Origin of the sequence: Aureibacter tunicatorum (genome assembly GCF_036492635.1) — a bacterium.
In the GTDB taxonomy this organism is placed as follows: domain Bacteria; phylum Bacteroidota; class Bacteroidia; order Cytophagales; family Cyclobacteriaceae; genus Aureibacter; species Aureibacter tunicatorum.
This window is the reverse complement of the sequence record NZ_AP025305.1, coordinates 1,724,430-1,750,202: the sequence shown is the minus strand read 5'-3', so window position 1 is coordinate 1,750,202 and position 25,773 is coordinate 1,724,430. Positions and strand designations below refer to the sequence as shown.

General features: G+C 33.6%; 25 protein-coding genes. 11 read left to right on the top strand and 14 right to left on the bottom strand.

Annotated features, from left to right (window positions below; all coding sequences use genetic code 11):
* Positions 1-319: 319 nt before the first annotated feature.
* From AABK36_RS07515 to AABK36_RS07475, 9 genes are all read left to right on the top strand, one after another.
* Positions 320-2,665: a TonB-dependent receptor gene (locus tag AABK36_RS07515; RefSeq protein WP_309939201.1), complete on the top strand. Its 2,346-nt coding sequence runs from the start codon at positions 320-322 to the stop codon at positions 2,663-2,665.
* 1 nt (position 2,666) lies between these two features.
* Positions 2,667-3,863 (top strand): NHL repeat-containing protein, encoded by a 1,197-nt coding sequence (locus AABK36_RS07510; RefSeq protein WP_309939200.1) that lies wholly within the window; start codon positions 2,667-2,669, stop codon positions 3,861-3,863.
* Positions 3,864-4,269: 406 nt separating this feature from the next.
* On the top strand, positions 4,270-5,034 hold the full coding sequence (locus AABK36_RS07505; RefSeq protein ID WP_309939198.1) for a hypothetical protein: 765 nt from the start codon (positions 4,270-4,272) through the stop codon (positions 5,032-5,034).
* An 18-nt stretch (positions 5,035-5,052) separates the two neighbouring features.
* The gene (locus AABK36_RS07500) at positions 5,053-5,466 is read left to right on the top strand and encodes a hypothetical protein (protein WP_309939196.1); all 414 of its coding nucleotides are present in this window, start codon (positions 5,053-5,055) and stop codon (positions 5,464-5,466) included.
* A 155-nt stretch (positions 5,467-5,621) separates the two neighbouring features.
* Complete coding sequence (locus AABK36_RS07495) at positions 5,622-6,308, top strand: metallophosphoesterase family protein (protein WP_309939194.1); 687 nt, start codon at positions 5,622-5,624, stop codon at positions 6,306-6,308.
* 138 nt (positions 6,309-6,446) lie between these two features.
* Complete coding sequence (locus tag AABK36_RS07490) at positions 6,447-7,673, top strand: alpha/beta hydrolase-fold protein (RefSeq protein WP_309939193.1); 1,227 nt, start codon at positions 6,447-6,449, stop codon at positions 7,671-7,673.
* 51 nt (positions 7,674-7,724) lie between these two features.
* Positions 7,725-8,291, top strand: a complete 567-nt coding sequence (locus AABK36_RS07485) for a Crp/Fnr family transcriptional regulator (RefSeq protein ID WP_309939192.1) — start codon at positions 7,725-7,727, stop codon at positions 8,289-8,291.
* Positions 8,292-8,369: 78 nt separating this feature from the next.
* Entirely contained in the window at positions 8,370-8,684 is a 315-nt protein-coding gene (locus AABK36_RS07480) for a DMT family transporter (RefSeq protein WP_309939191.1), read from the top strand.
* Positions 8,685-8,695: 11 nt separating this feature from the next.
* The gene (locus tag AABK36_RS07475; protein WP_309939190.1) at positions 8,696-9,577 is read left to right on the top strand and encodes an SDR family oxidoreductase; all 882 of its coding nucleotides are present in this window, start codon (positions 8,696-8,698) and stop codon (positions 9,575-9,577) included.
* Between the two features lie 143 nt (positions 9,578-9,720).
* Here AABK36_RS07475 and AABK36_RS07470 read toward each other — a convergent pair whose 3' ends face one another.
* Positions 9,721-10,560 carry a hypothetical protein gene (locus tag AABK36_RS07470; RefSeq protein WP_309939189.1) on the bottom strand — a complete coding sequence of 280 codons (840 nt, stop codon included), beginning with the start codon at positions 10,558-10,560 and terminating at the stop codon, positions 9,721-9,723.
* Positions 10,561-10,864: 304 nt separating this feature from the next.
* Between AABK36_RS07470 and AABK36_RS07465 the strand changes: the two genes are divergently transcribed.
* Positions 10,865-11,149 carry a transposase gene (locus AABK36_RS07465; protein ID WP_338390266.1) on the top strand — a complete coding sequence of 95 codons (285 nt, stop codon included), beginning with the start codon at positions 10,865-10,867 and terminating at the stop codon, positions 11,147-11,149.
* Positions 11,143-12,168, top strand: coding sequence for an IS3 family transposase (locus tag AABK36_RS07460; protein ID WP_309943502.1), 1,026 nt, complete (start codon positions 11,143-11,145; stop codon positions 12,166-12,168). The genes AABK36_RS07465 and AABK36_RS07460 overlap by 7 nt, the downstream gene beginning before the upstream one ends.
* A 176-nt stretch (positions 12,169-12,344) precedes the next feature.
* On the opposite strand, the gene AABK36_RS07455 is transcribed toward AABK36_RS07460, so the two are convergent.
* The 13 genes from AABK36_RS07455 to AABK36_RS07395 form a co-directional block, all read right to left on the bottom strand.
* Entirely contained in the window at positions 12,345-12,812 is a 468-nt protein-coding gene (locus AABK36_RS07455) for a hypothetical protein (RefSeq protein WP_309941792.1), read from the bottom strand.
* 46 nt (positions 12,813-12,858) lie between these two features.
* Positions 12,859-13,464: a hypothetical protein gene (locus AABK36_RS07450; RefSeq protein ID WP_309941790.1), complete on the bottom strand. Its 606-nt coding sequence runs from the start codon at positions 13,462-13,464 to the stop codon at positions 12,859-12,861.
* Positions 13,465-13,523: 59 nt separating this feature from the next.
* Positions 13,524-14,225, bottom strand: a complete 702-nt coding sequence (locus AABK36_RS07445) for a tetratricopeptide repeat protein (RefSeq protein ID WP_309941789.1) — start codon at positions 14,223-14,225, stop codon at positions 13,524-13,526.
* Between the two features lie 357 nt (positions 14,226-14,582).
* Complete coding sequence (locus AABK36_RS07440; RefSeq protein WP_309941788.1) at positions 14,583-15,323, bottom strand: hypothetical protein; 741 nt, start codon at positions 15,321-15,323, stop codon at positions 14,583-14,585.
* A 239-nt stretch (positions 15,324-15,562) separates the two neighbouring features.
* Positions 15,563-16,225 carry a hypothetical protein gene (locus tag AABK36_RS07435; protein WP_309941786.1) on the bottom strand — a complete coding sequence of 221 codons (663 nt, stop codon included), beginning with the start codon at positions 16,223-16,225 and terminating at the stop codon, positions 15,563-15,565.
* Positions 16,226-16,689: 464 nt separating this feature from the next.
* Positions 16,690-17,352, bottom strand: a complete 663-nt coding sequence (locus AABK36_RS07430) for an SUKH-3 domain-containing protein (RefSeq protein ID WP_309941784.1) — start codon at positions 17,350-17,352, stop codon at positions 16,690-16,692.
* A 105-nt stretch (positions 17,353-17,457) separates the two neighbouring features.
* Entirely contained in the window at positions 17,458-18,237 is a 780-nt protein-coding gene (locus AABK36_RS07425) for a hypothetical protein (protein ID WP_309941782.1), read from the bottom strand.
* A gap of 322 nt (positions 18,238-18,559) precedes the next feature.
* Positions 18,560-19,078 (bottom strand): GNAT family N-acetyltransferase, encoded by a 519-nt coding sequence (locus AABK36_RS07420; protein ID WP_309941781.1) that lies wholly within the window; start codon positions 19,076-19,078, stop codon positions 18,560-18,562.
* Positions 19,079-19,231: 153 nt separating this feature from the next.
* Positions 19,232-19,732 carry a GNAT family N-acetyltransferase gene (locus AABK36_RS07415; RefSeq protein WP_309941779.1) on the bottom strand — a complete coding sequence of 167 codons (501 nt, stop codon included), beginning with the start codon at positions 19,730-19,732 and terminating at the stop codon, positions 19,232-19,234.
* Positions 19,733-20,161: 429 nt separating this feature from the next.
* Complete coding sequence (locus tag AABK36_RS07410) at positions 20,162-21,613, bottom strand: serine hydrolase (RefSeq protein ID WP_309941777.1); 1,452 nt, start codon at positions 21,611-21,613, stop codon at positions 20,162-20,164.
* Between the two features lie 82 nt (positions 21,614-21,695).
* A complete protein-coding gene (locus AABK36_RS07405) occupies positions 21,696-23,129 on the bottom strand; it encodes a serine hydrolase (RefSeq protein WP_309941776.1) in 1,434 nt (477 codons plus the stop codon).
* A 112-nt stretch (positions 23,130-23,241) separates the two neighbouring features.
* Positions 23,242-24,681, bottom strand: a complete 1,440-nt coding sequence (locus AABK36_RS07400) for a serine hydrolase (protein WP_309941775.1) — start codon at positions 24,679-24,681, stop codon at positions 23,242-23,244.
* 193 nt (positions 24,682-24,874) lie between these two features.
* On the bottom strand, positions 24,875-25,282 hold the full coding sequence (locus tag AABK36_RS07395) for an SMI1/KNR4 family protein (RefSeq protein ID WP_309941796.1): 408 nt from the start codon (positions 25,280-25,282) through the stop codon (positions 24,875-24,877).
* Between the last annotated feature and the right edge of the window lie 491 nt (positions 25,283-25,773).

Below are 25,773 nucleotides of genomic sequence, written 5' to 3'. Positions count from 1 at the left end.
TCTCTTTCGAAAAATTAAGCCATACTACAAATCCTGCTGTCAGCTCATCATCAAAATACGGCAAAAACAACCTAACCAATATCAAGAAAATTACAAATAATTACTTTTTCGTAGACATGATATATCTATTCAAATAATTCGCAACATAGTTGCATAAATAATTAAAACGCCTAAATTTGTATTCATATTATAATAATTAAATATAAATACAAAAGACAAAACACTAAAACCCTACGCTAATAATTGAATATATTCAATATCTTCTCTAAAAAACGCTTAAAAATCTTGAGTGATTTTTCAAACAAACAAACTGACAAAATTGAAACAAAATATATTTTTAAAAGCAGTTGCGATTAGTCTACTGATATTGCTGACTCATTTCACTCAAGCACAGATTTCAGGGATAGTATTAGATCAAAACTCCAAAGAACCCCTGATAAGCGCGACGATAATTAGTGGAAAAAACTTTACTACAACAGCCGCAGACGGTACTTTTTCTATTCAAGCGCAAATTGGAGACAGCATAGAGATTAAATATTTAGGCTATCATAATTCGGCCTTTTTAATCGATAATGATTACCTCAAAATCAGCCTCAAGCCTGAAACGGCTATGCTCGATGCCGTGAACGTTGTCGCCCTCAAAGAGGAAGAAGCAGAAAAAAGACGTATCAAAGCAGCCACAGTAGCTCCTGTGACCATCATCGGATCTCAAGAACTATTGACCAAAGCCGGCAATCTCAATGAGATTCTCGCTCGACAAGCAGGAATCCAAATCAGGCAAAGCGGAGGACTTGGAAGTGCCGCTCGCATCAACATAAGAGGACTTGAAGGTAAACGCGTGCAATTATATGTCGATGGAAATCCATTAAATACACCCGATGGCAGTTTAGGCATTAATGACATCCCGTTGCAAGTCATTGAGCGGGTCGAAATATATAAAGGATCCGTTCCCGCTTGGTTGGGAGGCGACGGCTTGGGAAGCGCGGTGAATATAGTCACAAAACATAGAGATGTAAGCTATATCGACGCCAATATTGCCCATCAATCTTATAATACCTCCAATCTAGGCCTTATTCTAAAAAAATCGTGGAAAAGTATCCAAGCAGGCATTGGTGTGTTCAATACGCAGGCTGACAATAATTATAAAATGGCTATACCCGATCAGGAAAACCTGATTGTAGAGCGAGATCATGACAAATTTCACTCACTGCTGATAGGCGGAGGTATTACTTTCAATAACCTATGGTTCGACGAAGTTGATTTCGAGGGCGCGTATATGAGCACACATAAAGAGATACAAGGCATCACCCAAAATATACAGCATGCTGAAAACAAAGGGAAGACCTATGTTGGTGTCATGAACCTTAGCAAAACAGGTCTATGGAATGACAAACTCTCCTTTCGTTATACATTGATAAGGGCCAAAATTGATGTTGCTATGGTTGACACATCCTCTTATAGCTATAATTGGGATGGCACACGCACCCCAAGCATCTATGGCAAAGGCGAATTAGGCATTGGTCCGAATATGTCAAACACAGAGCAAAATGAGCTAAGGCAACGACTGAACCTTAATTACCGCTTGGGAAAAGCTTCAACGCTGAATTTCAACCAAAATTTTCGAAAATCGAATTTGGATCCTCGTGACGATGTAGCAAATGAGCATGCGGGCAAAAATTTGTTCAATTATCCCGCTCATCTATTTCATTCCGTCACTAGCCTTACATTCGAGCAGGAAAATAAAAATCAAAAACTCTTGTTCTCATCAGCTGTCAAACATTACTATAATCATACTGAAGGTTATAACACAAACATTTATGTGCAAGGAGAACCGGAATATATAAAGACCAATACACAAAGTTGGGGTTATGTCCTTGGCATGCGCTATACTCTAAATGAGTATCTGTTAGCCAAAGCGGTGCATGAAAGAGCCGTTCGTTTGCCTAATACTCAAGAATTGTTTGGAGATGGAGTGTTGATCACGCCTTCTATAACTCTACAGCCCGAGGAAGCTTATAATTTCACCGCTGGATTAGTATACGATCGCATTTTAAAAAATTACAGACGTTTTCAAGCGGAAGTGAACGGCTTTTACATGAACGTCGACAATTTAATCCAGTTGGCTGGCAATGGTCTATCGATTGGCTATGTCAACTATGCCAAAGTGTACATAACGGGTGCTGATGTGGAGGTAAAAGCCGACATAACATCATGGCTGTATGCTGGAATTAACATGACTTATCAGAGGGTTGTGGATAATAATAAATACATTCCGGGCACAAAAGAAGTTGACAACCCGACTTACAAAAAAGACATTCCGAATATTCCGCAATTATTTGCAAATCTTAACGCCGAAGCCCACAAAGACAACTTGTTTCTAAAGAAAAGCAAATCAAGGCTTATTTACAATCTATCTTTTACAGATGCATTCAACTATGGTTTCGCGCTTAGCGTGAATGACAAATTTGTCATTCCAAAAGTACTGACGCATACGGCTTCCATAGAGCAAGCTTTTCAAGAAGATCGCTTTACCATCACATTTGAAGTTAATAATATCACAGACGAACTTGTCATAAACAATTACAATCAACCCTTGCCCGGCCGTACATATCGTATAAAATTACGCTGTTTGCTACTGGGGAAACAAACACATAATCACAATTAATATGCATAAGACAACGAAGCTCCTATTCATTTTTCTCGCTTCCATCATAGGTTTAATCGCTTGTGAGAGCAACGAAGAAGAAAGCATGACTGTGGATGATCAAAACCACGACATTGCTATTGTTACCAATATCAACTCTTCCAACCCTGCCACTGGGTATATCGGCACTATCAAAGATTTAACAGTAGGCTCATATGAGGTTTCAAATGCTCAACAATCCACTGTCACTCCTTTCTTGGTGCTTGACGGAGACGATGTGTACATGATCCCGAACCAAAGAGGCGATCGCTTAATCAAATATCGAAGAAACAATGGCAAGCTCGACGAAATAGGAAGCCTTAGTTTGCCGACAGGCTCTATTTCTATGAGTTTGGCGATTGAAAGCAAAGACAGAGCTTTTCTTTCTCTCCGCACTTTGGGTAAAATCGCGGTAATCAATCCAACAACTATGGAAATTACGGATTATATTGATCTGACCAGCTATGCTATTGATGATGCTAGCCCGGATCCAACGAATTTGATCCTAAGAAATGACAAACTTTACGTCGCTTGCCAACAAAGTTCCGATGGCTTCTCAAGTGTTCATCCCGCACAGATTTTGATCATTGATTTAAACCAAAACAATTCGATTACTTCCACTACGGACAGCAGAACTACTTTCGCAGGCGCATTAGATGATACTCGCGCGATGTTTTTCGATGAAAAAGGAGATCTGTATATATTTTGCATGGCTTCATATGGATTTGTTCCAGAGCAAAAATGCGGTTTTTTGCGTATCAAAGAGGGAGCCATGGCCTTCGATCCTGAGTATTTTTTCAATGTCTCTGACTATGCAATAGATGACATTCCAGGAAATAAACTGGACTACTTTCAACATATTCTTTACCATAACGATGGGACTCTGTTCGGCGCTGGAAATATTTACTCGCTTGCCAGCAATCCTCCTGACTATGTAAATGACCGCACTGTGGGATCATTTAAAGTTGACATCTATAATCAAAGCATTGCAAAATTAGACCTCCCTTACTGCAATGGTTATTCAGCATCGTTGGCAAAATACAATGATCAAATACTTTGGGGTCTTTCGACAGAAACCGGTGTGGGAATCTACACTTACGACCTTAAATCAGGAAAAACAAGCGACAAACCTATAGTCACGACTCAGGGAGATCCTAGTGTCATTGAGATATTCAACTAACTATTAAGCTGATTGAATAAGACCCTTATCAAGGTATTACATACAAACTCAAAATTTATCGGTTTCAAACGGTTTGGAGTTAAATTCAAGCCGTTTTTTTATGCTTGCGAAAGCATTTCCCTCTCGCGAATTCACATCATAGCAAACTCTTCGGTTTAAAAACAGCTTTTCTATCAATTCGCCGTCAATCTTAAACGATTAAAGCAACAAAGTGCCAAATCATTCAGGTTCGTATCAGAGGCACAAATAATTAAACTTAACAAAGCAGATATCTTCTATGCGTATTTGAATTATAACTTTTTAAACTTATTTTTTCATTGAAATGAATTTTACTCCTTAATAATGCTCCTCATATTTCGAAAAACTGATTTCAAAATACGGGCTGTTATGACTAATTATAAAAAATATGGAATATACTAGACACTGGTCAATGAACGAATCGGAAAAAGTTAAAGGAGATTTATGTTCAATTTTATTGGACTACCCTTATTCTTTTCCCTATGCTTTTCAAGAAAAAGATATTAGACTTATTCCCCCAATAGACTTTATAAATAAGCTTCTGAAAAGTGAAGGAACCAGTGGTGGAATGTCTCCTGGTTGCACATGGAAAAGCATGAGTATTTCTGAAGAGGAATATGAAAAGTTAATTCAAAAACTACTCGAATTTGATTTTGAATCACATACAGACATATACCCATATGCTCCCAAAAGACTAATTCTTGATGAAGAGTTAAACAAAAATTTCCCAAAAAAAGAAGATTGGGAAAAACAGCAAATTCTAAAATATATAGGAGTTCATGAGTTCATTGAATTTTATGATGAATACAAACCTTCATTATATTTAAACTCTGAAAATTACGGAACAATTGAAATCTTTGGAACAACAGGAGGCCCCCAATATTTTGGACACCTTACATCAAGTAAAGAAATTAAACCTTTATTTGGTAATAAAATTATAAATACTGATAAAGTCGAGATGATTCATGAATGGATCAAGTATAACGAAAAATTCTCAAAAACCGAATGGTATAAAGCAACAGAAGAAATGAGTGTTTCTGATAGTTGGGGGAGACAACCAAAAATATTGGAAGCTTACATTTCAAATAATTCATTTATATCATTTAAAACCGATTTCAAAGAGATAAAACCATCTATAAACAATATTATATAAAAAATTTATAACTGAAAAATGACAAAGAAAGAAGCGAAAGAAATATTAAAATATCATAGTTTTACTCATGAAGATATTGATCATCCAAAATCGAAAAGAGGTTTTTTAGGAATGCTAAGGCCATTTACAGGAGAATTAATTGAAGAAAACTTCCATGAAGTCATAACAGCAATTAAAACGATTTCTGATGAATTAAGAACCAATGAGAAAATAGATAGAGAAGTAATTATTGCTTTATGGGGAATCTGTCATTTCACTAGAAATTGGGCAATAAACCCTGAAGGAATGCTACAAAGGAATGGTTTGATTGAAAAACAACAAATAAAACTATTAGAAGTCTGGATAGAAACAATATCCTATGCTACTTTTAGCATTTTAGAGGGTTCTGATAACCTAACAGCATTTGATTTATATAAGAATCAGAGCAACTAATAAAAATCTCTAACTGATTCGCATCAGATACGCAAAACAAGTAAAAGCTTCGAATCAACGCCTTATAAAACATGTGCTAACAAAAAAATATAAACTGATGCTAAATTCAAGGTTAAAGAACAACGCTTTTCATCAAAATTTAATTCAAAAATAAAATGCCTATTTACGCAATTGGAGATATACATGGAAGTCTTAGAGCATTAAAAACAATATTCAAACAAGGTATTATACAAACTGATGACAAAGTTGTATTTCTTGGCGATTATATAGACCGAGGACCTGATAGCAAAGGAGTCATTGACTGGCTTATTAATAATCAAAAAAATCATGATTTTGAGTTTATTCTTGGCAATCATGAAATAATGATGAAAGCCGCAAAAATGTCGCCTGTAAGATTAAAGGAGTGGTTACATTTTGGAGGTGCAAACACTTTAGAATCTTATCATATCAATAACACTGAAAATTGGATGGACATAATAAGTCCATCTCATTGGGATTTTATAGATTCTTGCCTTGACTATTTGGAAATTAAGGATTTTATATTCATTCATGCAGGTCTTGAAGCTGGGAAAAATTTAAACGAACAAAATAAACATCATCTATTTTGGAAAAAATATGAAAATCCAAAAGCTTATAACTCAACAAAAACTGTAATTTGTGGTCATACCTCACGCAAAAATGGTGAAATTGCCGATTTTAAACATACAATTTGTATTGATACTTATGCTCACGGTGGGATGTGGTTGACTTGCCTTAATGTTGAAACAGGAGAATTTATTAAAGCTAATAACAAAGGTAAAATTAGAAAAGGAACGTTAAAAAGATATGCTAACATTAAGTAAAATAATATCTATTCTTGCCACTTCACAAATCTGTTGTGCGATTAATTAATGCCATTTCAAATATATAATTACTCTAAAAACCTAACACATAAAAAATACCTTTATATTTTTTCATCAAACGCTACTTCCCTAAAACCCATGAAAAAAACGCTCTTCATTTGCGCTCTTCTATTTCTATTCGCTTGCAATCTATTAGCACAATCAAGCACTATTGGCCTTGACAAAAATCAAATAACAGTAGGAATCGTCGATAGTATATATTCGAACATCTTGCAAGAAAAGCGTCCAATATGGATTTCCATTCCCGAAAGCGCGGAAAATTCGCAAAAGCGATTTCCAGTAATATATGTGCTGGATGGGACCGCTCACTTCTACTCAACCGTAGGCATGGTGCATCAATTAAGCGTCGCCAATGGCAATAATATCATTCCAGAAATGATCGTCGTGGGAATCCCCAATACCGACAGAGTAAGAGATTTAACTCCCAGCAAAGTGCCTTATTTGGCCAGCTCGGGAGGTGCTGAAAATTTTTCCAGCTTCCTAGAAAATGAATTGATCCCCTATATCGACTCAAAATATCAAACAACTCCCTATCGAACACTTGTCGGACATTCTTGGGCTGGCTTGTTTACTCTGAACACCTTGATCCACCATCCTGCGATATTTGACAACTATGTTGCCATTGACCCTAGCATAAGATGGAATAATCTAAGCTTCTTTGAAGAAGCAAGCCATATTTTGAAAAGCGAAAGTTTCAAAAAGAAATCGCTCTATTTGGCAGTTGCCAATAGGCTTCCAAAGGGACTAGATTTGAATACTGTATTGGAAGACACATTGAGTTCGTCCGAACACATGAGAACAATCTTGGCGTTCAAAAACATCTGCGAACAAGCTGACCAATTGAATTTTGATTGGAAATTTTATCTCAACGACAATCACAATGGCGTGCCCTTCGCAGCTTCCTATGACGCAGTTCGATCCCTATTCGATTGGTACAATTTTGATGAAGAATTTCTATTTCAAGAAGGCTTAGGAATGAATGTTGACGATTTAATGACCGTAATTACAAATCACTTTGAAAACATTGCTGATCATTTCAACTACTCATTTCCACCGCCCGAATCCAGCATTAATCGCTATGGAGATATCATGCTCTCTGTACAGCAAGATGACAAAGCCTTTGCATTATATAATTTGAACATCAACAATTACCCAAAAAGTTACCGGGCATATGATGCTATGGGAGATTTTTATCGATCTCAGTCCAATAAAGAAAAGGCTACCGAATTTTACAAAAAATCCTTATCCTTGCATGATACTGAAGTGGTGCGAAGAAAACTCGATAATTTGTCTGAATCTCAATAATTATCAAGCGGAATTAATTGATATTTTTAATCACCAAAACTCTACCTTCTTATGAACTCCTCCAAAGATTTGTTTCAACACAAATATGAAATATCAGGCGAAAGCTTCGAACTTTTGAATGCATGCATGAGCGAGGAGAGCAAATCAAAAGGCGAACTATTAATCAAAGTCGGCGAAATTCATAACTATATCTACTTCATTAAAACCGGAGCCATGAGAAGCTACTTTATCAATAAAGATGGAAAAGAAGTAACCTATTGGTTCGGATTTGAGGGAGATATCGCCGCTTCGCTCAGCAATTTCATCAAGTCCAAACCCTCTATGGAGAACATTGAGCTTCTGGAAGATTCAGTGATATTAAAGATCAGCAGGTCTAAGCTTTTAGAGCTTTATGAAACCAATCTGGAGCTGGCAAACTTCGGCAGAAAAATAGCCGAAAAAGCTCTATTGGAAATGGAAGAGCAAATATTGCTCACTCAGTTCACAGATGCCAAAAGCAGGTACTTAAAACTGATCAATCGATTCCCCGAAATTCTTCAGCGAGTCAAGCTAGGACATATATCCTCCTACTTGGGAATTACTCAGGTGACGCTTAGCCGTATTCGATCTGGAAAATAATTGCTTTTTTAACATAGGTAAAAAGAATCTATTTTCATCGACTCTACCTTTGTGCTGTAATCTTAAATACAGACTAATATGAGTTGGATCTACTTACTACTTTCAGGATTATTTGAAGTTGCCTTTACCACTTCAATGAAATACTCTGAAGGATTTTCAAACTGGAAAGGCACTGTCGGATTCTTTGTGTTCGGAGCTTTGAGTTTCGGGCTTTTACTCAAATCCATGCAATCCATTGAGATGGGAACTGCCTATGCGGTATGGGCAGGGATTGGATCCAGCGGTACTATTCTGGTGGGATTGCTTCTATTCAATGATGCTTTCAGCTGGCAAAAACTGATATTTTTATCACTCATCATCATTGGAATCATTGGTATCAAACTAAGTCATTAAACCATCAAATCATGAAAAAACTAACCATCATCGGAGCTACAGGTTCGCTTGGCTTGCCGATCACAAAGCAACTCAGCCAAAAAGGCATTCAAGTAAAAGCTGTGGTAAGGGATGTGGAATCCGCCAAGAAAAAATTGCCCAAAGGTGTTGAAGTCGTCTATGGCGACGTGTCCGATAAAGCAAGCCTTGCCTCCGCGCTCATCGGATCCGAAACCATCTACTTGAATCTCAATACCACGAATTGGAATGAAAGCGCCCCATTCCAACCCGAAAGAGAAGGCATCATCAATGTCATTGACACCGGCAAGGTCCTTGGCGTTAAACATATCATGCAGATAGTTGGCATCGATTTGTCTCATCCCGAATTTGCGACCAAAGGCATGGAGTACAAAACCAATCGCATCAGAAAACCTGCCATTGAGCATTTGAAAAATTCAGGCATTCATTACACTTACTTTCATTGCTCCGTCTTCTTAGATTCCTTCCCCACCTTCATACAAGACGAGGACTTTGGGATAATAGGCGATCATAAACATCCCGTATACTTCACAAACACTACCGATCTGGCGGAAAATATCTCCAATGCCATTGGCAATGAAAAAGCGTACAATCGGTCTTTTACCGTTCAAGGCACAGAAGGAATAAGTTTTCCGGAAGCCGCAAAGAGATTCGCGAGCGTCTACAATCCCAAAATCCAAGTTTCAGAGTATCCGATGGAAACCATCAAGCATCTCGGTCTGCCTAGCAAGGAATATGAAGAATTCATGGAACACATGCTTAGCTATGTGGAGCAACTAAAAGAAGAGCAAGTATCCGAAACAACCTGGGAAATACTGGGCAAGCCTAGCTTAAGCATAGAAGAGTTCACTAGATCATTGATCGAAAAGTCATGAGATTCAACATCTCAATTTTCAAATGGGACTGGGAGCGACAATGCTCCTGTCCTATTTTCGGGTATTCAAAACAGTTGCTTGACAATACTGCCTTCACATTGGGCTCTGCGAGCCATACGAAGACTTAGTTGTTGGTATTATATTTATTTAATTAGATCTAGTTGCCACCCTAACCTTTCTTTAAGGTTTTCTTTCTCTGTATCACTTAAAAAAATAAATAGCACATCTTGACCTGATATAAATTCTGCTGAAATTGTATAGATACCATATCCTTTTGCTTTTAATATTTCATTTATTTGCTTCATGCACTCGCTTATGTCATACCAGTCATCGTTGTATGAAGGGCTAAATGTAAATATTTTATTTTCACAAGTATAATTGATTACTATAGGTCCGCCATTTGTTTCCCAAGACTCTTGAATATTTGAAGGAGAAAAATGTCCTAGCGTAAAACTTTTCATTTCTTCTAAAAAGTAAGTGTATGATAAATTCTCTTTCATAACATCTCCTTCTAAATCAAAATAGAAAATTTTGTTTTTATCTTCTAAAGCAAGATAAATAGATTCTTCTACGAATTTTTTCTTTATAATTTTTCTTGTATTAAAATTAATTATTGGAACACCTTCTGCGAAGAAGCCATTCTCAATTAATATTTGATATATTTGCTTCTCTTCAAATAGTATCTCAGAGTTTCGCTCTATTTGAAGTAGCTCTATGCTGAGAATAGTATCATTTTCAAATTTCTTCATAATATAAAAAAGCTGGTCATCTATATCTAATGTGCCACCATTTGATAAATATGTGTAAAGCTTTTCATAAAGAATCTCACTTAAATGTCCATTACTTCGATATAATTTTAGTGCTTCGATATCTGCTTTTAGATCGGAGTTAATCCCCATTTTCACCTTTACATTTTTTCCTTTTCTATCAGAGCACGAACCCAACACCACTATTAATATTAGAAGTAATATGTGTCTAGTCATTTCTTTTCATTAATACCAACATCCCAACTAACCAAATTCCGTTTATTTCACCTATGTGAGGAATTCAGAAATTGAGATCAAATCATTTCAATGAAAAAATAAGGTTAAAAAATCATATTTCAAACATACCCGAAGGATTATATACTTTGCAAACTCTTAAATTAGTATTGAAAGTGTGTTAATCTTGGTTTTTCAATAATCGTGACCTAAAAACTAAATATCGCTAAAGCCAAAGCTAGACTCATTATAGTTCCCCCAAAAATTAGGACTGCAAGTTAAGATACAATCTGTTAACTTAGTTACTATGAAAAGCAGAAGAAAATTTACCCCTGAATTCAAAGCAAAAGTGGCATTAGCCGCTATCAAAGAGCAGAAAACAATCGCAATTTTAGCACAAGAATTTGATCTGAGCCCTACTCAAATCAACACTTGGAAACGCGAGTTTTTGAATAATGCCTCTTCCCTTTTTAAAAAAAATAGCGATCGAAAAGAAGCCACGGATAGCTTGGAAAAGGAAAAAGAAACGCTCTACTCCAAAATAGGCCAACTTCAAGTTGAAGTGGATTTTTTAAAGAAAGCCTTATCGTAAACAAAAACACACAAGAACGCAAAAAGCTAGTCGATAAGGCGCATGATATCTTGAGTATTACGAGGCAGTGCTCCCTCTTAGGTATTCATAAATCAAGCTATTATTATAAATCTAAAGGTGAGTCCGAACTTAATTTGAAGCTTATGAAATTAATTGACAAGCAGTATCAAAAGCGACCATTTTGGGGAGTGCCTTCTATGAGCATTTGGCTTAAAAAAGATATGGATTATAATATAAACTCCAAAAGAATAGAGCGATTGTATCGGCTAATGGATCTGCGAGCCATCGTTCCGGGCCCTCATACTTCTAAAGGAAATAAACAACATAAAACATATCCTTACCTGCTTGAATCGCTTAAAATCGAGCGAATCAATCAAGTGTGGGCGACGGATATCACTTATATTCCAGTAGAGGGAGGCTACTTTTACTTAATGGCAGTTATCGATTTAAAGAGTCGATTTGTTGTGGGTTGGTCCATTTCCAATACTATGGATGCTGAGTGGTGTCAGGAAACCATGCAAGAATGCGTTGAACAATATGGAGTTCCTGAAATAGTCAATACCGACCAAGGCAGCCAATTTACCAGCGAAGTATTCACCTCTTATTTACACTCAAAGCAAATACGAATCAGCATGGATGGTAAAGGACGGGCGATCGATAATATATTTATCGAAAGACTATGGAGAACCGTAAAATATGAAGATATTTACCTTAAAGCTTACGCGACAGGAAATGAACTATTCGTAGGCTTGCTCGAGTATTTTGATTTTTACAATCACCAAAGAAGACATAGTTCATTGGAGCACAAGCGACCTAGAGAACTCTACTTTGAAGAATCGAATTTGGCTTTTATCTCAAAAGCAAAGGTAAGTTCAATACCAGAACCCGTCAAGGGTATAAACGGCTTGCCGCAGGCGCAACACAAGCCGCCCTTGACAGAACCTGATATTGAAATTTATGAAGCTCTTGAAATGAGAAACCAAAAAATAAAATTAAGTTTAACTACTTTGCGGTCCTAAAAAAGGGGGGAACATTACATAACTCCATTTTGAATGACAATTTAGACAACACCTTAACCCACGTTTAAGATTATGCTTAAGATTCAGAGTTCATATAGAATTCGTATCAGAGATATGAAACTAGCTGAGAATGACATAAGCTAACGTAGCGAGCTATTTACTTTTAGCTTTTCATTTTATTTTTTCCAGCCTGGACCGTTTTGTTCTGTACATGGATCGGCAAGTTTATTCCAATCAGTCAACGCCAAAGGGGGCTCACCTTTTTCAGCTCGTTCGCACATATCATAAAACACATAAAAAAAATCAAATGAAAGTGGCGAATAACCTACACCTTGTTCTGTCAGCTTATTTTTACCTTTTTGAATTGCTCTCCAGAATAATTTTTGATTTTCCTTAGTTAGACTTCTTAAATCCAACTCCCTGTTTATCCATTCGTCAATACGAGAATTATGAAACCCCCAACCTGCATCAGCACTTTCATCATCTTCTGAGTTTGGAATTTGCAACATTAACCATTCAGCCAAATCCTTTCCATTCTCAATTTGCTCTAATTCAGTTATAGCTATTCGAATTATCTCATCGTACCCAGTCCACCTTCTTGCAAAACACCTTCCATCTTTTAATATTATAAAGCCACTTGCCATTTATCTATTATGATTAAGTACAACATAAGTGTTGCTAGTTTTAAAATTAATCCGTATCCGTTACATCAATTAATATTACTTGATTATTTCTTTTATCAAATAGCAAAAACGAATAGTCCCACGCTATATTACAGAACCAATTTGCTCCTTCAGTTTCATATGAGAATCTGTTAAATTCATCAAACCTATTTCCGAATTCATTCTTAACGAAATCCGTTGAGACCTCCCACGCTTTTATCGCATCTAAATTTTCATAAGCTCCCCCTTGTCCTAAAATCCGAGCGAATATTCCAGAAAGGTCGAAAATGTCACTATACCAATTAAAAGATTTAATTTTGAGTTTATCATTTTCGACCTTAAGCGCTTTTCGATAGTGCTTTAATTCTGGTCTTTGAAATAGCTTTTTAATGAAGTTAATCTCATCTAATCTATTTCTAACTGCAAACCAATGAAAATGCGGATTGTCACTTATTTGAAACTTATGCAGTTGAATTCCACCATTACAATGTGTTTTTTCGAATGCTAATCTCAATTTTTCGGTACTATCTGACCATTGAGATAATGGCGTTAATTTCAAATCTTTCCACATTTTAATTATTTGCTCCTCTGATGGAGAATCAAGTCTATAATTTATTTTTAAGCGATCTATCATTTCTTATTGTTAACAACGGCTTAATAATAAACTGCATTTTAGTGCAATTTAAGTTTTATTCAGAGTAGTTTTTCTTCTATTTCTTTTATTGTTTTCAGACGAGATTCAATTGCTTTTTTATTTTTTGTAGTAAAGTTTGCCACTCTTAATTTCACTTCCATTCTGTAATATTTCAAAGCAGAATCAAGTTGACCTTGATGTTCATAGTTACCTCCAATCCACATCAATGGGTCAGCCGTTTGGATGTTTTCTTCTCCATAGATTGATTTTTTCAAATTATAATACTCTTTCCGATATTTTATTGCAGATTCAAAATTATTGTCTTGCTCTAAGCAATCCGCTAATTGGAAAACCGTTTCAGCAAATGTTGACGTTAATTTTTTATCATTTTCATTAATAAGCTTGTATGCGCGCATATACAAATCTAATATCGTGTCTTTGTTAGGAAATTCATTAAAACCATTGAATTCCATGTTTGCAACTCTAAGACACAATGCACTTTCATTATAAACTTCTGAAAGGTATAATTCACTTTGATTTTCATATTTCTTAGCCAATTGGATTACATCATATGATTGAGATTTAAACAAATCAAGTCTTTCTTCATTATAAATCTTTTGAAGTTTACTATACTCTTGTCCAAGTTCCGTTTTATCAAACCCTTTTGGTTTATCAATGCTTTTAAGGCCTGTTCTTGTTCCTGTTGAAGTAGAGCAAGAAGAAAGAATCATTGTTAATAGTATGTAAATTATTTGTTTCATTAATTTATTCATTGCATTCCAAAAAATGAATTTCATTTATCTCACCTATGTGCGGAATTCACACATTAAAACTAAAATCATTTCAATAAAAAATAAGGCTAAAAAATCATATTTCAAACATCTCCTGAAGATTATATACTTTGCAAACTCTCAAATCAGCATTGAAAGTGTATTAATCTTAGTTTTTCAAAAATCGTGACCTAAAAACTAAATGTCGATGAGGTTAAAGCAGGTTCATAACTTCGCTTTGAATAACAATTTAAACGGAATCTTAGATACGAGTTTAAAGCTATACATCAGAGATGCTAGGTCATATTAGGTTCACATCAGAGATGCCGAACCAGCCAAGTTATTAAATTACTCATACATAAATATCTTCAATTCTGTCAACTCCGACTTTGTTAATCCTAATTGACTTTTTGTTTCTGCGCCAATTATGTCAATCTTATTTACTTTATTCAAGGCCATTATTGTTGAATTATATTTTTCAAATGGACAAAGACTATGAGAATCATCAAATTCTACAAACTCATCATCAATTATAATTACTCTATAATCCGTTTGTTCTCCAAAAACTATATTCTCATACTTAACCACAGTTCCATGAAACTGCAAAGCAATATAAACTGTGTCTGACTGATTTTTTAAATAGATAGCATCACTTTTAATTCTCATTGTCATAGGCTCTTCAAAATCTGGCTTATATAGCAATGAATCATATATATTATTAATTCTATAAACATTAATTACTGAATCACAATTGAAATTATGTAGCCTTTTATCATTTGAGTAATGAACACATAAAATCGTTTCAAAATTAAGAGTCAAAAACGCATCTGCAATACCTATTGAATTTTCAAATTCTCTATTTTGCCTAATTATTGAACAGTTTATATCATTTTGAGGAATAAAATCATAAGCCAATGAATCAAGCACTATTTTGGTCTTAAGAGAACAGTAATAGTCCTGATATTTTGAGTCTTGAATGAAACTATATATTATAGTCCCACTTACATTCTTCATTTCAGCTTTCTTATCAATTTGTGCTGAACAGAAAATTGACATCGTCATTAATAATATTGTTATGTACTTTCTCATTTTAATTGGTTGTAACATCCCAATAAACCGAATTTCATTTATCTCACCTATACGCGGAATTCACACATTGAAACCAAATCATTTCAATGAAAAAATAAGGTAAAAAATCATATTAGGTTCGCATTAGAGATGCCGAACCAGCCGAATCTCAAAACCCATAGACACGAAGTTTAGTCAACACGGTCTTCATATTGGGCTCTGCGAGCCATACAAAGACTTAGTTGTTGTGGTGTCGTGTTTTAATTTATAATTTTTGTCATTAGACCCATTTGCAAAAACATAAACCCGCTTATTAACATAGCAAAAACTGCAAATTTCTTTATATCGCTTAGTTCTCGTCCCTCTTTTAAAATTAGCCGTCTAAAGTCTCTTGAAATCAAACTGAGTAATGCAGTCAAAAATAAAAGCCCGATTGCCGTTAAAACTCCGTTTCCAATTGGAATTCCCTCTCTTTCCCCGAGGAAAAAAGGAATAAAATCAGTTAGAAAGAGTAGATTCCAAACTATGATTGCTCCAATAGAAAATTCTTTTTTGATAGGAAATCCACCTTTCGCTTGTTTGTCAAGTATAGTTCTGTCAATCTTCTGATTTGTTTGATTTTCATTGCTTAAAAATCCTGTTTCTTTTATTCGTTGAACCACTGATTTAGGATTTTTAAATGTCCAAAAAATCACTTGCTCTTTATAGTTGGACACAGTGTGATTTATTTTAATTCCTTGTCCAAGAATAGGGATCATTGTATATGGTTCAATTGAAATAATATCAGAAGACTGGAAAGTCAAGTTTCCAACTATAGAGGCATTCAATTCCAATCTGTCTTTATTCACCTTCAAGGTCGCAAATGGAAAAGTAGCATTTGCCATTCCAATTCTTGCTCCACCCGTTAATTGTAATTCGATCATTTATTTCCTAGAGGTTTTTCTATATACACAACAATATTCCAATAAACCGAATTCCGTTTATTTCACTTTTACCCAGAATTCAATCATTAAGATTATTTAAATTAAAAAATAAAATCAAAAAATCATATTCAAAACACACTTTAAGGATTAAACACTTTTTAAACTTTAAAATAAAAAAGAATTGTATTAATTACAATAGCTTTTGAATTATCGTAAATTAATACTAATACTAAATATCGCTAAAGCCAAAGCTAGACTCCTAACTCCATTTTGAATGACAATTTAACCGAAATTTTAGATACGAGTTCAAAGCTATACATCAGAGATGTTAGGTCATATTAGGTTCGTATCAGAGATGCCAAACCAACCGAGTCGCAAAGCCCACAGGCACGGAGTTTAGTCAACACCACCTTCATATTGGACTTTTCAAGCAGTAGGAAAGCAGTGTTGTCAGCAATTGTATTTTATTTTCGATTTGAACTCCCAGTTAGTTCGAAATTTCCTTGTTCGTCTAAACCCATAAGATTCTGAAGCAATGTTGACAATTCGTTTCCCTTAAATCTAAAAAGGTCAATATTAGCAATATCATCTAGAAGATAATAATTGTTCTCATCATCTATATACAAAGCTGAATTGAAATCATCAATATGAGCAAAACAGATTAATGGTTTATCCAATCCATATTTCACCCCATGACTGAGGCGTTCAATAGTTTCAGGAAAGCAAATATTCCTCGGAGTCCAATAATCACATTTATAAGGCGAAATCAATTCCAAGCCTCCGAATTCGGTGAGTATATCCCTTGCATTCTTTAGTTCAGGTGTTAACTTTTTGCTTGTAACAGTTTGTTCCGTTTTTCGACCATGGTACCAGCCTGCTTGTTCCAAAACCTTATGATATTTAAAGTCCTTCAACTCAACTGGATCTATATGCTTTCCCATTAATGTCTGGCTCACGATACAGGAGCTATTACTATCTCGATAATCAATGTCTATTAAGTCAAAATACATATCAGACCCTATTCTAGACTCCAATTCCAAATCTTTAAATAGCCACGATTCAAACTCCCTGACAGGCATTTTTCCTATCAGAAGGCCTAAAATTCTATCTTTATCTGGTTGTTGCATCTTTTATTATTAATAGGCAATATCCCAACAATACGAATTCCATTTATTTCACTTATCTGCGGAGTTAATGAATAGGCTTAAAATCATTTCAAAGAAAAAATAAAATTAAAAAATCACATTTCCATTTTCATCATATTGTAATTCCCACTCATTAATTTGACGTTGGACTTCCTCATCACCAAGAGAAAGGTTGTACCCAAACTTTCTGTAGATGGAATAATTATTTTCTGAAAGAGATCTTTTAAAAGTTTCCGGAAATATATTTAAATGTTTTAAAGGATTTTTAGCGTTATCAAACTTCTCAAATATTTCAACCACTTTTATTTGGTTTTTAATGGTAACAATGCTGTCCAGGTTATTTTTATCATTAAAATACAATGTGCTTATCCCATTGATTGATTTAATTGTATTCAGCCTATTCTCTGAATCATAAAAATAATTTGTTGTGTCAGATAATAAATTATTTTCGTAGTTGATTGAAATTATTTTTTGCTTTATATTATTATTTTCATCTAAAACATAAGTCACTATTTCTCTATTTGAACTAATATCAGGGGAACTAGATTTGTTCTCAATAACAATTTTATTATCAAGATAGGAAACTTCATCATAAACGTGATCTGTGAAATTCAAACGAAAACCAGATGCTACAGAGATTGGAAACATGCCTCCTATTCGTTTAATAAGCCTATTATCAGAATTGTATTCTAAATGAACAACACTATTTCTTGATTGCACCCTTTTATTAAAAAAAGAGTCCCCAGTATAATAGTCCATATAACCAATTCTGTATTTGCTAATTTTATTATCATTCGGAACTATTGTATCATTATCACAACTAAAAAGAAAAATGAATACTGAAAAGAAAAGTAATTGTTTTTTCATGTCTTTTTTTATTATTACAAAGATCCCATTAACACGAATTCCGTTTATATTACTTATCCGCGGAGATCAAAATTATTTCAATTACAAAATAAGACCAAAAAATCATATTTAAAACAAACTCAAAGGATTATATACTTTGCAAACTCTAAAATCAGTATTGATAGTATATTAATCTGTCGAATTTTCAATAATTGCGATTTAATACATATCCCTAAGAATAGCTGAAACTAAAACAAAAACATTATTCCATTTTGATTAAGAATTTAAAACTGATTTTAGTCAACACCGCCTTCATATTAGGCACTGCTAGCCATACGAAAGCTTAATTGTTAGCAATTGGCGTTTCATCTTTCAATTTTACCCATATATAATCATCAAAAATTTTCCCATTTTTAATGACAGCATTTTTTCTAATGCATTCCAAATAGTATCCATTTTTCTCCAACACCTTCATTGAAGACTTATTAAAATCAAAAACTCCTGCGACTATTCTAACAATATTAAATTTATCAAAGGCATAAGCGGTCATTCTTTCAACTGCCTTTGATGCTATGCCCTGTCCCCAAAATTCTTTGCCTACAAAATATCCTATTTCAGCGTTTAGTCTAAAAACATCTTCTTGAATAGAAATCCCGATTTCTCCGGCTAATTTTCCATTCCAGAATATAAAAAAACGCTCAGAAGGGCTCTTTCCTATTTCCTTAGTTATGTATTCTACTGCATCTTTCTCGGTAAAAGGGTTGGGTGTCCTGTCATAACCATTATCAAGAACCTCAGGCACATTCCTAATGCTTGAATATTCTGCGGCATAATCAATAGTGAAAGGTTTAAATTCTATCATTTTTTCAGTTTGTTGTTAACGTAATGTATATGGATAGTCGAGTTGAGTTGAAGCAGGCCACTTTCGGTTTACCACTTAGCCGAAACAAACGTCTTTACTTTTAATTCGTTTCTAAATGCCCAATTGGCTATACATTTTTCTGTAATGCATTTTTTAAATCCCTATTTTTTTGCTTCTACGCTCTAATAATACTGTGTCTCGCCAAACACCATTTAATTGTCCTATTTTCTCTCGAAAGCCTACCTCTCTAAAATCCAGTCTTTTGTGAATTTTCAAACTCCCTAAATTTTCAGGAAAGATACCCGCTTGTAATGTCCAAATTCCAATAGCTTCACTTTCTTTTATTAGTTTCTCAAGAAGTCTGGTGCCAATTTTTTGTCCTTCAAATTCTGAAGACACATAAACGCTAACCTCCGCAACGCCTCCATAGACACAGCGTGAAGAGACAGGCGATAGAGCGCTCCAACCTGCAACTTTTCCATTTATTTCTGCAACGTGCCTACAATCATTCAGATGGCTGTTATTCCAGCTTTCCCAACTTGGTATATTCGTTTCAAATGTGGCATTACCAGTGTCTAGTCCCTCAGAATAAATCTGTGAAACTTTTTCCCAATCAGATTTTTCCAATTTTCTAAATATCAATTTATCATTCATTATTTTGATTGTCTAATGGATTACAACATCCCAATAACACGAATTCCGTTTATTTCCTTTTAGTAGGGAAACCTTTAACTAGTTTTAGCGAATATTTTATATGAAAAATTAAGTTTAAAAAATCATTTATCAAACATATCTTATGGGTTCCTTACTTTACAAGTTTTAAAATTATCAAATAAAAATTATAATATTAGGGAGAGGCAAATTAGTGTCAATAAAATATTATTTCAACAGAGTTTTTCGTAAGTTGATCTATGAGGTAAGCGGGTTTTCAATTCTGTTGTAAACCTAAAAAGTTTCGCCTCTATTATGTGAATAATAATTAGGATCAGAGATCCGAACGAGCTTTAAGAAGATATTGGTTGTTTAGTCAACTAAGCCTTCATAATGGACTCTGCGGGCCATACGAAGACTTAGTTGTTGCCATTAGCTATTTTTAGTTTGTCCTTTTTCGATACGCTCAATAACTACCCTTGCATTATCGTTATCAGGATTCATCTCTAGCGTTTTCTGATAATTTTCTTTAGATAATTCGAATTGCCCATTTTCATAATACCCTTCACCTAAACTATCCCATACGTTAGCAGAATTTGGATGTAAGTAAGTATTTAATTTAAAAATTTCTATTGCAATATTTGTTTGATTATCTCTGAGATACATATATCCTAATAAATTAATGCGGTTCTCATCAATCGTATAGTGATCTTTATTTTTAATGATTTCATCTTTGATATTTTGACATAAATTTGATGAGCCATTTACTTTAAGCTCATGTGAAATCTTATTGACAACACGATTTTTTGGTCTTACATATTTGGATTGTTCAAGTACACTATCGATTGAGCTTATCAACTCATTCATTGGTAATTTATCTCCATGATTTGTTAAAAAGATATAATCATAGCCATCAGTTAAATTCTTTTTTATAAAAGAACGATAACCAGGTACATAACCATCATGTTGCACATATTTTTTATTGTCTTTTTCGCGTAGAGACCAACCAAAGCCATACCCATCACTTTCTTGATCACTTAATTGTCCATTAGTAAAAGCTTTATTTAGCGTGTTTTTAGTAACTAGTTTATTCGTGTTCAGTGCTTTGTTGTACTTTTGTAAATCATTAATTGTTGAATATATTCCACCACCTCCAACAACAGTAGAATTATAACCTCCATTTTTACCCAACCAATTGTACCCAATGACCGTTTTCATGTTATTTTGTTTTCGCCTTATAGAAGTAGTAGTGTGGCGCATGTTTAAAGGGTCAAATATCTCTTTTTCAAAGAATTCTTCAATCGGCATTCCAGATACCTTTTCTATGACAAAAGCAAGCAATGTATATCCCGTGTTGCTATATCTAAAGGTCTTTCCGTTTTCCAGTTCTAAAGAATCTCCTTTCATAATAGATTCTAAAACATCGTCATTACTCGGGTCCTTTAGTTTGTAAAGTTCGGTATCTGTAATTCCCGAGGTGTGAGTCATAAGTTGTCTTATGGTTATATTTTTTAGGTAAGCGGGATAATTAGGAAAAATATCTTCGATTTTATCGTCAAAAGATAGTTTGCCTTGTTCGCTTAATATCATTATCCCCATTGAGGTGAATTGTTTCGAAACCGAAGCAATATAAAAAACAGATTCAGGAGTTATTTTTTCTTTGTTTTCTTCGTTGGCATAACCAAATGAATTCTTATAAATGACAGAGTCATTCTTGGTAACTATAACCGCTCCGTTATACATTCCATTTGAATAACAGAAATTGAAAAGTGAGTCTAGTTGTTGTGATTGAATAGTAATTTTATCCAATTGTTTTTTTGAGCCACTTGAGCATGATGCAAATATTAATAGAAGAACTATTAAACTGTAAAATTGATGTTTCATTGAAAATGTTTTTTTAGGGGATTAATTATTACTGATTGTTACGAAGTTTTTTTATAATTAATAGTAACGGTTAATGTACCAGTTATTGATTTAAAATAGCATTAAGCTTGTCAATCATCTCTTCGCCATTTTTGTTTTCTGGGTTCATTTGCAATGACTTTTTATAGTTCAGCAATGATAAATCATATTGCCCATTCTCAAAATATCCTTCTCCTAAACTATCAAATAAATTAGCGTCATTTGGAAATTCAGAAGTAGCTAATAAGAAAATTTTAATAGCTTCCTCTTTTTTATCCATTCTTAACAACTCATATCCTAATCTATTGAGTTCGCTTGGTTTATCGAGTTGATATAAATCTTGATGCTTTTCTTTTAATTCTCTATAGGCTTTAATACCCAAATCCACATCCTGAATGGATTGAATTCTTATGGCCTCATAAATTGATTTATAAGGCTTGTCTAATAAAATGTTATGTATCGAATGTCCTAAATCCCAAACTTTGTTTCTGTAATTTGAAAGAACAATTACTATCAGATCATTTTTTAAATCATTAAGTAAAATTGATTCAAATTGATATGCTATACCATTGTGTCGATGAATTCTAGATTTTTCAAAATACTCTCCTAAAGAAGAAGATTTTGAAAAATTAGGATAAGAAGCAGTATTCTTAAAAAATGAATTTCTTAATAATTCATCAAAAGATTTTTGAGATATTAATTTATTAGAATTCAAAGCTTCAACCCATTTATACATATCATTAATGTCTAGCCAAAGCCATCCACTAGTCGAATAATGTTCTGAATAATTTTCTTTGTCTGAATTGAAACATCTAGTTCTATTCGGGTAATCATATTTTGGGTCGAAAACAGAATTACTAAGTTTTAAAGGAAAAATAATATTTTCGGAAACAAAATCTTTAAATGATTGCTTTGTCACTTTTTCAATAATTCTCATTTGTAAAAAAACGCTATTATTATTGTAATTAAAGCTCATCCCTGGTTCAAAAAGTAAGCTGCTTATGTTTTGCAAATCCATTAATACATCCTCATCATTATTTACTTTAGAGTAGTTGATTTGAGGTAAACCACTAGAGTAGTTTAACAAATGTTTTATCTTGACTTTTTTGGCCCAATCAGGAAGCCCTAAATCAAATTTCGAAATCGGGTCATCTAAAGATATAGCACCTCTTTCTACAAGAATCATTATTGAGACTGCATTAAATTGCTTTGCTATCGAACCTATATCAAATATCGATTTGTCATTTAAATTTGTTTGTTGTGTACCATCAGTAAAACCAAATGATTTTTGAAACAGAACAGAGTCCTTTTTTACGACCAAAACATTACCATTAAATTGTTCATTATTATAATATTCAGTTATAAATTCATCAATTTTCTTGGTGTATGTTTTTTCAGATTTACGATTAACCTGAGTTTTGTTTTGAGATGTTTTCGTATTACATCCTATAAAGGATAGTAGGATGCAAGTTTTTAAGATAAATATTAATGATTTCATTGATACGTTTTTACTAAAGACTACTTTAAATGTGTATTACAATTTTACTAATTGGTTACAATGCTTGAAATATCAAGCGTTTCAATGCTTTATATTTTCCTGTTATAGCCAGTTATTGATTTAAAATAGCATTAATCTTTTCAATCATCTCTTCGCCATTTTTGTTTCCTGGGTTCATTTGCAATGATTTTTTATAGTTAAACAATGATAAATCATATTGCCCATTCTCAAAATATCCTTCACCTAAACTATCAAATAAATTAGCGTCATTTGGAAATTCAGAAGTAGCTAATAAGAAAATTTTAATAGCTTCCTCTTTTTTATCCATTCTTAACAACTCATATCCTAATCTATTGAGATCGCTTGGTTTATCGAATTGATATAAATCTTGATGCTTTTCTTTTAATTCTCTATAGGCTTTAATACCCGAATCCACATCCTGAATGGTTCGAATTCTTATGGCCTCATAAATTGATTTATAAGGCTTGTCTAATAAAATGTTATGTATCGAATGTCCTAAATTCCAAACTTTGTTTCTGTAATTTGAAAGAACAATTACTACCAGATCATTTTTTAAATCATTAATTAAAATCGATTCAAATTGATAGGATATACCATTGTGTCGATGAATTCTAGATTTTTCAAAATACTCTCCAAAAGGAGATGGAGATGTTGAATAATTAGGATAAGAAGCAGTACTCTTAAAAAATGGATTTCTTAATAATTCATCAAATGATTTTTGACTTATTAATATATTCTCATTTAAAGCTTTAACCCATTTATGTAAATCATTTGCAGTTACCCATAACCAACCACTTATAAATTCCATTTTCGGACAAGGATTTTTATCCTTATCGTAACAGAATGTTTTATTTGGGTGACCTTCTTCTGGAACATGAACAGAATGTTCCATTTTTAATGGTTTCACAATATTTTCCAGAATGAATTTCTCATATGATTGGCCTGATACTTTTTCAATTATTCGTCTTTGTAGAAAGATATTGGAATTATCATATAGAAAACGTGATGTTGGTTCAAAAAGTAAGGTGTCACTTTCTCTTAATACTTTCCAAGCGTCATCATCATTTTTTAGCCACGATACTGTATCAATCCTAGGCAAACCACTTGTGTAGTTTAATAAATGTTTTGCAGTTATTTTACTAGACCAATCAGGTAAGTTTAATTCGTATTTTGAAATAGGATCATCTATGTTCAATAGGCCACGCTCTTGCAACATCATAATAGCCACAGCATTAAACTCTTTAGCAATAGATCCGATTTTAAAAATTGAATTTTTATTAAGTTCAACCTCCTGTTGAACAGATAAATAGCCAAATGATTTTTGAAACAGAACAGAGTCCTTTTTTACGACCAAAACATTACCATTAAATTGATCATTATTATAATATTCAGTTATAAATTCATCAATTTTTTTGGTGTATGTTTCTTCAGATTTACGATTAACCTGAGATTTGTTTGGAGATGATTTGGTATTCCATCCTATCAAAGATAGCAGGGTGAAAGTTTTTAGGATTAATACTAATGATTTCATTGATAAGTTTCTACTAAAGACTATTTTAAATGTGTATTACACTTTTACTAATGGGCTACAACGGCCACTTATAAGCGTGGTGCAGGTTTCAACGCACTTTCCTTTCAAGTTACCACTATTGCTGTTTATTTCACTTTCGTTTAAATTACTCACTTCACCCCGCATTACGTTTATAATTTGTTGTGCATGGTTTTTATTCATCCAATTCATATATTGTCTTGGCTATTTTCTGCGTTTGCCCATTCTCGTGATTCCAGAAGTATATTTCGTCTTTCAGAATTCCTTTTCCGTTATGAGTCAATATTATTAAGTTTCCGAATCCATCTGAACCAATTGCGATTCCATTTACAGGAAATCCATTCCATTCGCGAGCTTTTTTAGTTTCAAGTCCAATGTGATTGCAAGTTCGACTTATTCTTTTTCTGTCAGATTTGTCAAAAAACGGATACAAATTAAATTCAAATTCATCGGATAACAATTCGCCACCATTTGATTCTATCATTCGGGTTTTAAATTCAGTTGGGAATTTTACATTTAATTCAACCTCTGTTTCTATTATATATTTTTCTTCTATTGGAAATGACATTTTTTCATCTTCTATTTGTCTTATTACTTTTTATAAAAAATATTCCAGCAACAGTTAGAATTAGGCTAATCAATATATTCTCCCAAGATTTATCAACATATCCACCAAAACCATGAAACCCACTTTCTTTATAGAATAACACCCAAAGTCCGATTGAAATAAATAAAACTCCTATTAACTTCATTCCTTTCATTTCTGCATGTAAATTATGCTCAACACCCCAATAAACCGAATACCATTTATTTCACCTATATACGAACTCTGTTTATTAGGCTAAAAATTTATTTCAATGAAAAATTAAATTTAAAAAATAACATTTCAAACAGTTTTATCAAATTTTAAACTATGCTAAATCCTAAATTAACAATATACGTATCATCACAGTAATTTTTAAATTATCGTGGCTTTACACAAATACTAAGTTTAGCTGAGGTCAAAGCTGTTTCATAATTCCATTTTGATTAAAATTCAAAAACACCTAAGACGCAAGTTTAAAATATGCTAGA

Excerpts from the sequence above, each read along its gene's own strand:
- AABK36_RS07510 (WP_309939200.1), top strand. The coding sequence starts at position 2,667 with ATGCATAAGACAACGAAGCTCCTATTCATTTTTCTCGCTTCCATCATA.
- AABK36_RS07505 (WP_309939198.1), top strand. The coding sequence starts at position 4,270 with ATGGAATATACTAGACACTGGTCAATGAACGAATCGGAAAAAGTTAAA.
- AABK36_RS07500 (WP_309939196.1), top strand. The coding sequence starts at position 5,053 with ATGACAAAGAAAGAAGCGAAAGAAATATTAAAATATCATAGTTTTACT.
- AABK36_RS07495 (WP_309939194.1), top strand. The coding sequence starts at position 5,622 with ATGCCTATTTACGCAATTGGAGATATACATGGAAGTCTTAGAGCATTA.
- AABK36_RS07490 (WP_309939193.1), top strand. The coding sequence starts at position 6,447 with ATGAAAAAAACGCTCTTCATTTGCGCTCTTCTATTTCTATTCGCTTGC.
- AABK36_RS07485 (WP_309939192.1), top strand. The coding sequence starts at position 7,725 with ATGAACTCCTCCAAAGATTTGTTTCAACACAAATATGAAATATCAGGC.
- AABK36_RS07480 (WP_309939191.1), top strand. The coding sequence starts at position 8,370 with ATGAGTTGGATCTACTTACTACTTTCAGGATTATTTGAAGTTGCCTTT.
- AABK36_RS07475 (WP_309939190.1), top strand. The coding sequence starts at position 8,696 with ATGAAAAAACTAACCATCATCGGAGCTACAGGTTCGCTTGGCTTGCCG.
- AABK36_RS07470 (WP_309939189.1), bottom strand. The coding sequence starts at position 10,560 with ATGACTAGACACATATTACTTCTAATATTAATAGTGGTGTTGGGTTCG.
- AABK36_RS07465 (WP_338390266.1), top strand. The coding sequence starts at position 10,865 with ATGAAAAGCAGAAGAAAATTTACCCCTGAATTCAAAGCAAAAGTGGCA.
- AABK36_RS07455 (WP_309941792.1), bottom strand. The coding sequence starts at position 12,812 with ATGGCAAGTGGCTTTATAATATTAAAAGATGGAAGGTGTTTTGCAAGA.
- AABK36_RS07450 (WP_309941790.1), bottom strand. The coding sequence starts at position 13,464 with ATGATAGATCGCTTAAAAATAAATTATAGACTTGATTCTCCATCAGAG.
- AABK36_RS07445 (WP_309941789.1), bottom strand. The coding sequence starts at position 14,225 with ATGAAACAAATAATTTACATACTATTAACAATGATTCTTTCTTCTTGC.
- AABK36_RS07440 (WP_309941788.1), bottom strand. The coding sequence starts at position 15,323 with ATGAGAAAGTACATAACAATATTATTAATGACGATGTCAATTTTCTGT.
- AABK36_RS07435 (WP_309941786.1), bottom strand. The coding sequence starts at position 16,225 with ATGATCGAATTACAATTAACGGGTGGAGCAAGAATTGGAATGGCAAAT.
- AABK36_RS07430 (WP_309941784.1), bottom strand. The coding sequence starts at position 17,352 with ATGCAACAACCAGATAAAGATAGAATTTTAGGCCTTCTGATAGGAAAA.
- AABK36_RS07425 (WP_309941782.1), bottom strand. The coding sequence starts at position 18,237 with ATGAAAAAACAATTACTTTTCTTTTCAGTATTCATTTTTCTTTTTAGT.
- AABK36_RS07420 (WP_309941781.1), bottom strand. The coding sequence starts at position 19,078 with ATGATAGAATTTAAACCTTTCACTATTGATTATGCCGCAGAATATTCA.
- AABK36_RS07415 (WP_309941779.1), bottom strand. The coding sequence starts at position 19,732 with ATGAATGATAAATTGATATTTAGAAAATTGGAAAAATCTGATTGGGAA.
- AABK36_RS07410 (WP_309941777.1), bottom strand. The coding sequence starts at position 21,613 with ATGAAACATCAATTTTACAGTTTAATAGTTCTTCTATTAATATTTGCA.
- AABK36_RS07405 (WP_309941776.1), bottom strand. The coding sequence starts at position 23,129 with ATGAAATCATTAATATTTATCTTAAAAACTTGCATCCTACTATCCTTT.
- AABK36_RS07400 (WP_309941775.1), bottom strand. The coding sequence starts at position 24,681 with ATGAAATCATTAGTATTAATCCTAAAAACTTTCACCCTGCTATCTTTG.